The organism is Micromonospora echinofusca (genome assembly GCF_017614955.1).
GTDB classification, from domain to species: Bacteria; Actinomycetota; Actinomycetes; order Mycobacteriales; family Micromonosporaceae; genus Micromonospora; species Micromonospora echinofusca_A.
This window is the reverse complement of sequence record NZ_WVUH01000265.1, coordinates 1-10,236: the sequence shown is the minus strand read 5'-3', so window position 1 is coordinate 10,236 and position 10,236 is coordinate 1. Positions and strand designations below refer to the sequence as shown.

Here is a 10,236-nt window from a genome sequence, read left to right as displayed (position 1 = left end):
GCCGGTGGAACGCGGCAGCGTCACGTACCCCGATGCTTCCGCCACGGGAGTCGACCACGACGACCCCCTGTGACGGTCAGCCGGTGAAGGATCGGTCGAGGTGGTAGTGGTCCCCGAAGAACACCGCCACCGTCGGTACCACACCCACCACTCGACGATCTGGCGCACGGTCCACCAGGCTGGTCGAATGGGTGACCCCGCCGGAACGTGACGACCCAAGGAGTTCGACGCATGACGACAGGTGGCCACGACGGACCGGTGCCGGAGGTAGCCGTACCCGGGCACCGGATCCTCGACCTCCTGGACAAGGCGATCGCCATCCAGAGCCCGCTGGTGGTCAGGAACATCGCCCGGGCCCGCCAGCGGAACCCCGACGCGACACCGGCACAGGTGATCCGCAATCTGGAGCGGATGTACGTGAGCGCCCTGACCGGGACGGGCGCCGCGGTGGGAGGAGCGGCGGCGGCGCCCGGCGTCGGCACGGGCGTCGCACTGGCCCTGTCCGCCGGCGAGGCGCTCTCGTCTCTTGAGCTGAGCGCCCTGTTCGCGCTCTCGCTCGCCGAGATCCACGGGGTCCGCATCGACGAGATCGAGCGCCGTCGGACGATCGTGATGGGCATCATGCTCGGTGGGTCCGGCTCCGCCACCATCACCAAGGTCGCCGAGCGTACGGGGCAGCACTGGGGACGTCAGATCGTCGCCAAGGTGCCTGCCGAGACGTTGCGTCAGATCAACAAGGTCTTGGGGAGGCACTTCGTCACGAAGTACGGGACCAAGCAGGGCATCGTCGTCCTCGGTCGGGTGGCACCGTTCGGTATCGGCGCGGTGATCGGTGGTGGTGCCAACGCAGCCCTCGCCGCGCTGGCGGTGCGGGCCGGTCGTCGCGCGTTCGGCCCACCCCCAACGTCGTGGCCGTAGCTGACGCGCAGCACCCCACCGACGTCCGAGAACGCGCATAGCTGTCCCTCGGTGCGCTGAAGCCGGTGGAACGCGGCAGCGTCACGTACCCCGATGCTTCCGCCACGGGAGTCGACCACGACGACCCCCTGTGACGGTCAGCCGGTGAAGGATCGGTCGAGGTGGTAGTGGTGCCACCAGTCCGGGCGGTAGGTGTGGATGACTCCGCCGGTCCGGGTCAGCAGGAGGTAGTTGCCGTCCTGGACCAGGGCCGCGTCCTCGTCCCGGCCGGCGAGAACCCTCCTGACCGCTGCCATCATGTTGGGGATTCCCTTCTCGGCGATATCGTCGGCCCGCATGGAAAAGGTGATGGAGACGTACCTGACGGGATCCCATTGCCAGCGAGTCTCACCGTCCGCTTCGGCCTCCCAGTAACCGTCACTTCCGTCTCGAACAGCGATGGCGTAGCCGCGTTGGTCGTACAGGCGGGCGGTGAACAGCGAAGGGTTCGACGCCGGACGCGGGACTTCGCGGGGGTCGGTAGCGGTCAGGGCAGCTACCTCTGCGGCAGGCGGATCACCGGCCAGGACCAGGCGGAACTCCACGGCCATCAGTGGTCCTCTCAGTCTTCCCGGACGATCTGACGGATCGTACCGTCGCGGGTGACCACCGCCAGTTCCTTCAGCCCGTCGATCGGCCACTGGTCGAATTGGCGCCGTAGAGCCATGATGTTGCCTTCCCATTCTTTGAGGTTGAGCATCACACGCTGGGTCTGCTCGTCGTCGATCTTTTCCCGGACCTGGCTCCAGACGTTGCGTACCGACGTCCGGGCTTGCGGTGAGTAGCAGTCGAAGGCGTGTCCTTCGATGAGATAGTCGGGGTCCTTGTCCGGGTTTCCGTGGTCACCGGTACGGTCGCGGGCGTCGCCGACCTGCTGTGCTGTGGGGTTCTGGTGTACCCGGTAGCCCCTGGCGGCGACAGTGTCGGCGCACTCGTTCTCCAGCTCCAGTGCTTTTCGGGTGCTGTCGTCCGTCCTGGCTCCGATTCGGGTATGCGGACCGGTCGGCGTGCCGTTCTCGATCCCCGTGGCTCCTCTTTCCCACGGCGGAAGCTGGTCCTGTTGCGGCATGTGCACAACGCGCGTTGCGTCGTCGGGGATCATCGGCGCCGGGCTGGCCGGTGTGGGACGACCAGCCCTGGTCAGTTTCCCAGCGACCCCACCCCCCGTGCCTGCCCGACCGCCGCTTCAGCAGCCTGATGCGCGGTGCCGCAACGCTGGACGACAAGCACCAGGACCTGTTTGACGCTGTCCAAGGACTGCAGGAGCGGGCCCGGTTGGCCGCCCTGCAGGACCGCGCCGACGAGTTGCCGGGTCTGGTCGACATGGCCGATCGTCGCGGTGGTGGCCTGGCGGACGCCCCTTATTCCCCGCTGCACCTGCGTCAACGCGGCGATGGTCTCCTGCGGGGTGGCAGCCTCCCAGGACACACTCGTGGCAGCTGTGGACGCCTCACCGACCGTCCCGCCGGCCCCGCTCAGTCCCGCCTGAATGGCGGAGATCCCGGCGCGTACCCGAGCCATACCGGCCGCGACCGCTGCGAACCCTGCCCCGACGGCTCGGCCGGCGATCTGCTCGGCCTGATGGTCGGCCGCTGCGGTGAGGCTCCGCGCCCGATCCAGACCTGCGGTCAGGGCCGGCAGCTCACCGGTGATTTCTTCAATGCTCGACACGTGCCAATCACCCCGACCCGAGAAGCGACTCCGGTCCCCGCAACCTAGCCGGTCTCATCACCTCGCGTCGATGCATTGAGCGTCGATCGGTCCACCGCGCCCGAGTCACCTCCTTCCGCTCGTCGCCCCAGATGAACCATCAACGGAGGCAGGTTCTCCAGCGGATGGTCGAGCCAACCGATCGGTACGTGGAACAGGTGGCCGGCTGCGAGCTGGAACCGACAGCGACGAGTGCGAGTTCGACGCGGCCGGATGGGGCCGGCTCAGGCTTTCTGCGCCGACCCCATCTCCAAACCTTCGGCTGCCGGCCAATGCCCTCAGCTCACAGCACCGCGACACCGAGCAGCGTGAGACCGTCCGGTTCACCGTCCAGAGGTGCGCCAGCCGTCGGCTGGAGGCCCGCGCCGGTGATGCCGTTGGCGTCGCGTCGCAGCCACAACCGGCCGACGCCGGCCTTGCCGTCGCGGCTTGCGAGGACGATCCGCCCTTCGTAGAGGTCGAGCTGTCCGGCGACGACCGGTTCGAACACCTCCCCTGGCGCCTCGGTCACCAGGTACCGCCGGGTGGCGGTGCGGGCGGGTGTGGTGTCGGAGAGGCTGACGCGCAGGGCACCGACCGGCGGTCGGTCGGGTTTGCCGAGCAGGCGGCTGAGGACGTCGGCGGCGACGCCACGGCGTAGCTGCTCGTGGTGTCGTTCGTTGCGGAACACGCGCAGGCAGCGGTAGCAGCTGGTTTCGGGGCCACACTCGCAGTCGCGGACCCGGCGTACTGCCCGGTCGAGCACGTCGCGTAGTTGTTCGGCGATCCGCTGGACGTGCCCGGCGCCGCCGGGCACGGTGTCGTACAGCATGATGCTGGGTCCGGCCTCGGCCCGGTAGATGGTGGCGTCGATGTCGTCGCGGCTGATTTCCAGGGCACGGACCGCGCCCTCCACCAGGGCGTACGCGATCGACCGCCAGGCGCTGTCGTCGAGGCCGTGCACGGCTGCTCCTTGGAAGCTCAGCTCCAGGACGTCCGTCTGGTACTTGTGGGCGAGAGCCAGGTTCTCCAGCCGGCCCCGACAGTCCCGGCCGCTCAGCGGGCTCTGGTGGCCGGCCGTACCGTCGACGGCGGGGCGGCCGTATCCGCAGGTCGCGCAGATGAGGAAGCCACGGCCGGCGGTTGCGTCGCTGATGGCGACGAGTTCGCCTCTGGCGCCGGCCCGGAGGGTGACGGTGCCGCCGGGAAGATTCAGTTTGTCTTCGTAGAGTTCGGCTCCGGGTGAGACGACGTAGGTGGCGCCGTGCCAGGCGCGGCGGGGGGCGCTGGTGGGTCGCCTGCCGCTGTTGCCGGCGGCGACGAATCCGAAGATGGGGACGGTGTATCTGCGGGGTGCGCCGACGGGGGTGGTGCCGCATGCGGGGCAGGCGTGGTCGAGGCGGTCGATGGAGTCGCGGTAGTGGCCGCAGCCGTCGCAGATGGCGTAGTAGCGGCGTTCCAGTTCTCGTCCGGGGAGTCGGTACACGCCGGCGGACTGCCAGGTCATTCCCCCGGCGACCACCTCGGCGCCGGGGGCGTACTCGTAGATGGCCGAGGAGAGGTCCCGGGACAGTTCCAGCTGTTTGGCCTGCTGGGCGTCGGTGAATGCCAACCGGAGTTCGACGGTGTCGACGGGGAAGCCGTACTTGGGCAGTACGTTGCGGTTGGCGAGCAGGCCGAGGAGTTCCCGGCTGGTGATGGTCTTCATGACCCGGCTGTACCGGGCGGCTTGCTCGTCCCTACGGTCGGCGAAGGCTTCCTGCCGTTTCTGTTCGTAGGTGTCGACGTCCTGTTGCAGTTCGGCGCGGACGGATTCCAGGAGGTCGAGCAGGTGGTCGACCCAGGCGGCGGTGTCGACGTCGATGCTGTCCTGTACGTCCGGTGGGAGCACCTGCCGGAGGGAGTGCGTGATGTCCGCCGGCACGGGGGTGAGGAAGTCGCGGACCAGGGTGACGGGTGTGGTGCCGTTGGCGTCGGGCAGGAGGAACTCTCCTGCGGTCCGCCACGCGGTGCCGTGGCGGCGGAAGTGGTGGCGGAAGAAGGCGGCCAGGGCGACGGAGTGGGCGTGTCGGCGGTCGATGCGGACGTTGTTGAGGGGTACGTAGGGTGCGCGTACCTCACCGGCGATCATGTGGTGGGGTTCGGCGAAGCGGGACAGGTCGTGGGAACGCCGTTGGGCGTAGGTGACGACGAGCGCGGCGGCTTCGGTGCGGCGGCCGGCGCGGCCGGCGCGTTGGACGTAGTTCGCGGTGGTGGGTGGCATGTTGCGGAGCATGACGGCCTGTAGTTCGCCGACGTCGACGCCGAGTTCGAAGGTGGTGGAGCAGGACAGGGCGTTGGTCTCGCCGCGGACGAACTGCTGTTGGATCTCGGCGGCTCGTTCGCTGGTCCACTGTGCGGTGTGTTCGAGGACGCTCAGGGGTACCGGGTTCATGTCTCGGTAGACGTTGCGGTAGTGGTCGGGGTCCGTGTCGGTGGCGGGCTGGGTCCAGGGTGCGAGGGTGCCGTCGCAGGTCATGGTGGGGCAGGTGCCCCGGACGTTGAACGGGGTGAGTTTGCGGCAGGTGGTGCACTGCCAGAGCGTGGTGTCGTGGGTGAGCGGGGTGCAGGTGATCAGGGCGGGGTCGAGTTGGTGGACCTGGCCGATGCCGGGTTCGCTGGTGGCGACCAGCCATTCCTTCTGCGGTCCCCGGGTCAGGATCTGCCAGATTCCTTCGAGGATCCGGGTGGGGTCGGCGGGGTGTCCGAGTCGGTCGAGCAGTCGGCGTAGGTAGTCGAGGCGACGGTTGACGCCCTTGGTGGGCAGCCAGCTGAGGACCTTGCGGCGGGTGTCGGCGCCGGTGCCGCGTACGTAGATGGGGCCCAGCCGTGGTTGGAACGCTTCGTCGCGGGGGTCGACGCCGTCGAGGGCGGCGACGGCGCCCTGGAGGCGGATCGATCGGAGGAGTTCGCCGACGAGTGCCCAGGCTTCGTCGGCGGTGAGGCCGAGGTCGGTCAGCGGTCGGGGTGGCGTCCAGGTGGGGTCGCGGGACATGTCCCAGATCAGGAGTCCCCGGCCTTCGAGGGAGTTGCGTTCGTCGACGCCGACGACTTCGAGTTGCGCCCAGAGGGCGATCTGGCGTTCGCGGGTCTGTCGTGACTGGCGGCGTTCGAAGATGCCGTACCGGTCGGCGGCCCGGCTGGTGTGGTAGACGACGTCGTCCAGTCGGATCTCGCGGCCGCTTGCGGCGGCGGTGTGGGCGCCTTCGAGGAGCAGTCGTCGGCGTTGCATGCGTTGGTAGGAGTCTTCGAGGTACGGGGCGAAGTAGGCGGCGGACTGTCGGCTGTCGCTGAACAGCAGGAGTTTGCGGCCGCCTCCTCGCTGGCTCTGTTGCTCAGGGTCGGGCGCCACGGGCAGCTTCTGGTAGAGGGCGGTTGCCAGGACTGCGGCGGAGGCTTCGTTTCCGCTGGAGAAGAGGCGGATGAGACCGGCGCCGTGGCCGCCGCAGGACAGGCAGGCGGTGAGTTCGTCGGTGCGTTGCCGCAGGAACCGCACCGGGCGCATGGGGGTGGCCGGGCAGCGGGGGCAGGTGGTCGCCGGGCCGGTCTGGAAGATGCCGCATCGGCTGCACATTCCGCCGGGTTCTCCGGCGGCGCGGGTGGTGCGAGCAACCGTTTGCTCGTCTTCGTCGGTCGCCACGGTGTCGACCAGCGCCATCCAGACCTGTTGTTCGTCCCGGGAGCGTCGGGACCGGAAGACGGCGTGGCTGCCGACTCGTTCCAGGGTGCCGGCGAGGTAGACGGTGCCGCATCGGCGGCAGGTGCCGAACTCGAACGCGGCGTCACCGCAGGGCCCGCACCGCTCGTGTCGGGTGAGGCTGACGTGTGGGCCGTGCGGGCCGAGGCAGGTGAAGGCGCCTTCGGTGGCCCGGGCGAACAGGTGGTAGCGGGCGGACAGGACGGGGGCGCCGTCGGTGTCGTGGGTGCGGTTGGCCAGGGCGACCAGGGCGGCGCAGGCGGCCTGGTCGGCGGTGGTGAACAGCGCTTGTGCCGCTTGTGGGAGGGGCGCCGGTCCGTGGGCGAGGAGTGTCTTGAGCCGGCGGACGCGCTGTTCGCGGGCCAGGGCGTCGGCGGGGTCGTCGGTGAGGTGTCCGTGGTCGCGGGCGCGGGTCAGGATCGCGGCGGCGGGGTCGTGGGCGTGCAGGAGTTCGGCGTACGCCGCGGCGGGCAGGGGGCCCCATTCCGGTCCCGGTGCCGTTTCGGCCCGGTCGGCGGTGACGACGTCCTGCCGGGTCTCGTCGGTGGGGTCGAACTCGAAGGGTGCGGGGAACAGCGAGGCGGCGAAGTCTGCGACGGCTGTCATGTCGCCGCCGACGGTGGCGCTGGTGGCGATGCACTGGATCGGCTGGCCGGTGCGGTTCACGCGGTCGGCCAGGCGGCGCAGCAGCATGGCCAGTTCCGCGCCACGGGCGCCGTCGTAGACGTGTGCCTCGTCGACGACGATGAACTGCCAGTGCCCGGCGTGGTCGCCTTCGAACAGGTCCATGTCGAGGGGGCGCAGCAGCAGGTATTCGAGCATGGCGTAGTTGGTCAGCAGAAGGTGCGGCGGTCGGTGTTGCATCTCTTCGCGGCTGAGCAGTTCGTTGGGCAGCGGACGCTGGTCGGGGTTCTGCCGTTCGAAGATCTCGGCGGCCTCGCGGCGGGTCTGCCGGGTCTCTCCGGTGTACCGGCCGAAGGTGATGTCGGGGGCTTGGGCGAGCAGGCCGCGGAGGCGTTTCATCTGGTCGTTGGCGAGGGCGTTCATCGGGTAGAGCAGCAGTGCTCGGACGCCGGGGCCGAGGGTGCCGGCGGCGCGTTCGGCCATGATGCGGTTCAGGATCGGTAGCAGGAAGCTTTCGGTCTTGCCGGAGCCGGTGCCGGTGGCGACGACGAGGTTTCGGCCGGCGGCGGCTTTGCGGATCGCGCGTTCCTGGTGCCGGTACAGCGGTCGGTCCAGGTTCAGGCCGGTGCCGAGGGTGGCGATGCCGGGGTGGAGGATGCCGGCGTCGATGAGCTGGCGTGGGGTGGACGAGGTGACGTAGGGAGGTGTCGCCTCCAGCAGGGGTCCTTTGGTGATCTCCTGGTTGATGGCGTCGCTGATCGCACTGTCCAGGGCGGAGGCCAGGCGGGGTTCCTTCGGTTCGACCAGGGTGCGCAGGTAGCGCCGGTAGGTGGCGACGACGGCTTCGCTGGTGGCGATGGGGTCGAGGATCATCGGGCGGCTCCGGTACCGGTCAGGGTGAACTCGGCGAGTAGAAGGTCGATGGTGACGAGGCGGGGTGCGCTGCGGGCGAGGGTGGCGTGGTGGGGCAGGGTGCGTGGGAGCAGGTGTTCGCAGCCGGCGTGTCCACGGGCGGCCAGTCGGGCGACGAACGCCAGGGTGAGTGACACTGCGGGCAGGGCCTGCCAGCCGCTGGTCGGCATGCGGGCGTCGACGGCGTCGGTCACGCGCCGCCCACCTGCGGATTGGATCTGTGGCCATGATTCGGCGAGCAGGCTCCGGGCGGCGCGGGAGACTCTGCCGAGGCCCGGCCGGATCCGCACGTCGAACAGTTGTCGTGCGGCGGTGAGACGTTCGTCGGCGTCGAGCAGACCACCGGGCACGATGCGCATCGCCTTCCACATCCGGTCGCGCTGTTCGGCGGGAAGCTGTGCCAGGTGTACGGCTGACTCGTCGAACCGGCCGACGGTCGGGTGGGGGTCGCTGTCGCCGTCGAGGAGTTGTCGCGCCACCTCGCCGCACACGGCGAGGATCTGCTCGCGTAGTTCCCCGCTTCCGTGCTGGTCGCCGAGTCGGTGGGCGGTGGCGAGCATGCCGGCCAAGGGGCTGATGCCCCACAGTCTGGCCTCGTCGCGTTCGTCGACGTACGTGTCGGGGGGTGCGGCGATCAGCCCGGAGTGTACGAGCGGGGCGACCAGTCGGTCAGCCGACGCGGTGGAGCGCACCAGCGCGGTGAGGGCCGGCCCGGGGTGGCGGCGCAGGACGGCGCAGGTGCCGCGTACGTCTGTGGTCACCTTGCCGCGAAGGTCGTCGGCGCGGTGGTACAGGTCGATCAGCAGCGGGGCGATGTCCGGGTCCGTGGGCAGGTCGCCGACGCCGGCCAGGTGACCGGAGAGGGTGTCTTCGCCGGTGTCGTGGCCACGGGGTTTCCACTCGCGGTCGGTGATGTCGAAGGTGTTGTCGGGTCCGGGCCAGTCGGGCCGGTCTGCGGGTACCCACGGGTCCTCGATGCGCAGGTGCGCCACCAGGGGCCCGGCGGTGGTGATGTCGGCGGGTAGCGGGTCGCTGGTCAGGTCGTGGTGGATGGTCACCACGTGTGGTGGTCGCCAGGGGGCGTACACCTGGTAGAGCCCGGCGACCAGGCTGTCGGTGGGTAGGGCGTCGACCAGGGTGAGGCGGTCGCCGTCGATGTGCACCGAGGTGGCGAGGCGTTGCGGGGCGCAGTGGGCGACCGGGAAGTCCTGGCCGTCGACGCGGACGTCGAGCTGGGCGATCGTGTGGGTGGTGACGGTGTCGGCGATGGCCGCGAGGGGGAAGCGGGCCAGTGGCTGTCCGTACGTGGCGCCGGAGGTGACGGTTTGCCGTTCCCGGCCGGCGGCTTTGACGACGAGTTGCGCGCTGGCGGCTCCGGGGAGCCGGATCAGAAGTTCTCCGGCGCCGATCGTCTCGCTGTCCAGGCGCAGCGGTTGCAGGGACCAGTCGGCGCGGCTGTTGCCGTCGAGGCGTTGTACGGCCATGTGTGCCGGTGTCACCCGGACGGTGGCCGATCCGGCGGGGCTGTGGACCTGTATCTCCGCGGTGGTGTCCTTCGGCCCGAGTGGCACCTGCGTCGGGGTGACGGTCAGGCCCGGCAGGTGGGTGCTGGCGTGCACGGTCGCCGGTTCCAGGCCGTCGGTGCGGATTGCCCGCCAGGGCGGGTTCGCGTGGGTGTGCAGGCCTTCGGCCAGTTCGAGGGTGCGGGACAGGCCGCGGCCGAGTGGTCCCCGGACGGTCACCTCGTAGCTGCCGACGAGTGGTCGGGGCAGTTGGTGCCAGGGGTCGATGGTGGTGTCGTGGGTGATCCTGATCATGGCGGAGGTCTGCTGGTCGAAACCGGAACCGGATCGGCGGATGCGGACCGACCATCCGGTCACGACACCCGGGTCGGTGGGCAGGGTCAGTCGTGGCGGGGTGGCCACGACCGGTGCGCCGGTGAGGCTGCACGTGCCGGGCAGGGGTGGGTCGAGGTGCAGTTGAGCGCGTCGGGCGCCCTTGACCCGTCGGGGTGTGCCGTCGCCGAGGCGCAGCTCGGTGACCTGGGTGAGGTCGATCCGGCGGAGCGTCCAGCCCAGCCAGCCGTACGGGGTAGGGACCTCGGATTCGTCCGGCACGTCGCCGGTGACGTGCAGTTCCAGCGGCGCCCCGGTCTGGGTCTGGTGGGGATGGAGCAGCCAGACGGGTTCGGGTGGCAGGCTGGCGGTGGCGGGGACGCGGCGGCCGTCGTCGGTGAACACCAGCAGCGGGTCGGAGGGGTCGACGATGTCGATCTCGTAGTCCCGGTCGTAGGTGGCGAGTGTTATGGCTGTCTCTTA

Annotated in this window: 6 protein-coding genes; 1 reads left to right on the top strand and 5 read right to left on the bottom strand. The window is 69.8% G+C overall.

Going from position 1 to position 10,236, the window contains the following annotated elements:
* Positions 1-231 precede the first annotated feature (231 nt).
* Positions 232-918, top strand: a complete 687-nt coding sequence (locus tag GSF22_RS24570) for a hypothetical protein (RefSeq protein WP_208816099.1) — start codon at positions 232-234, stop codon at positions 916-918.
* 137 nt (positions 919-1,055) lie between these two features.
* Here the strand turns inward: GSF22_RS24570 and GSF22_RS24565 are convergent, their stop codons facing one another.
* The 5 genes from GSF22_RS24565 to GSF22_RS24545 all read right to left on the bottom strand — a co-directional run bounded on the left by GSF22_RS24565 (position 1,056) and on the right by GSF22_RS24545 (position 10,158).
* On the bottom strand, positions 1,056-1,508 hold the full coding sequence (locus GSF22_RS24565) for a SitI3 family protein (protein WP_208816098.1): 453 nt from the start codon (positions 1,506-1,508) through the stop codon (positions 1,056-1,058).
* An 11-nt stretch (positions 1,509-1,519) separates the two neighbouring features.
* A complete protein-coding gene (locus GSF22_RS24560; protein WP_244454042.1) occupies positions 1,520-1,906 on the bottom strand; it encodes a hypothetical protein in 387 nt (128 codons plus the stop codon).
* Positions 1,907-2,097: 191 nt separating this feature from the next.
* Entirely contained in the window at positions 2,098-2,628 is a 531-nt protein-coding gene (locus GSF22_RS24555) for a DUF6244 family protein (RefSeq protein ID WP_208816097.1), read from the bottom strand.
* A 322-nt stretch (positions 2,629-2,950) separates the two neighbouring features.
* Complete coding sequence (locus tag GSF22_RS24550; RefSeq protein ID WP_208816096.1) at positions 2,951-7,879, bottom strand: DEAD/DEAH box helicase; 4,929 nt, start codon at positions 7,877-7,879, stop codon at positions 2,951-2,953.
* Positions 7,876-10,158 carry a hypothetical protein gene (locus GSF22_RS24545; RefSeq protein WP_208816095.1) on the bottom strand — a complete coding sequence of 761 codons (2,283 nt, stop codon included), beginning with the start codon at positions 10,156-10,158 and terminating at the stop codon, positions 7,876-7,878. The genes GSF22_RS24550 and GSF22_RS24545 overlap by 4 nt, the downstream gene beginning before the upstream one ends.
* Positions 10,159-10,236: the final 78 nt, after the last annotated feature.

What these genes read in the sequence shown, in the direction of transcription:
- GSF22_RS24570 (WP_208816099.1), top strand. Translation starts at nt 232, where the DNA reads ATGACGACAGGTGGCCACGACGGACCGGTGCCGGAGGTAGCCGTACCC.
- GSF22_RS24565 (WP_208816098.1), bottom strand. Translation starts at nt 1,508, where the DNA reads ATGGCCGTGGAGTTCCGCCTGGTCCTGGCCGGTGATCCGCCTGCCGCA.
- GSF22_RS24550 (WP_208816096.1), bottom strand. Translation starts at nt 7,879, where the DNA reads ATGATCCTCGACCCCATCGCCACCAGCGAAGCCGTCGTCGCCACCTAC.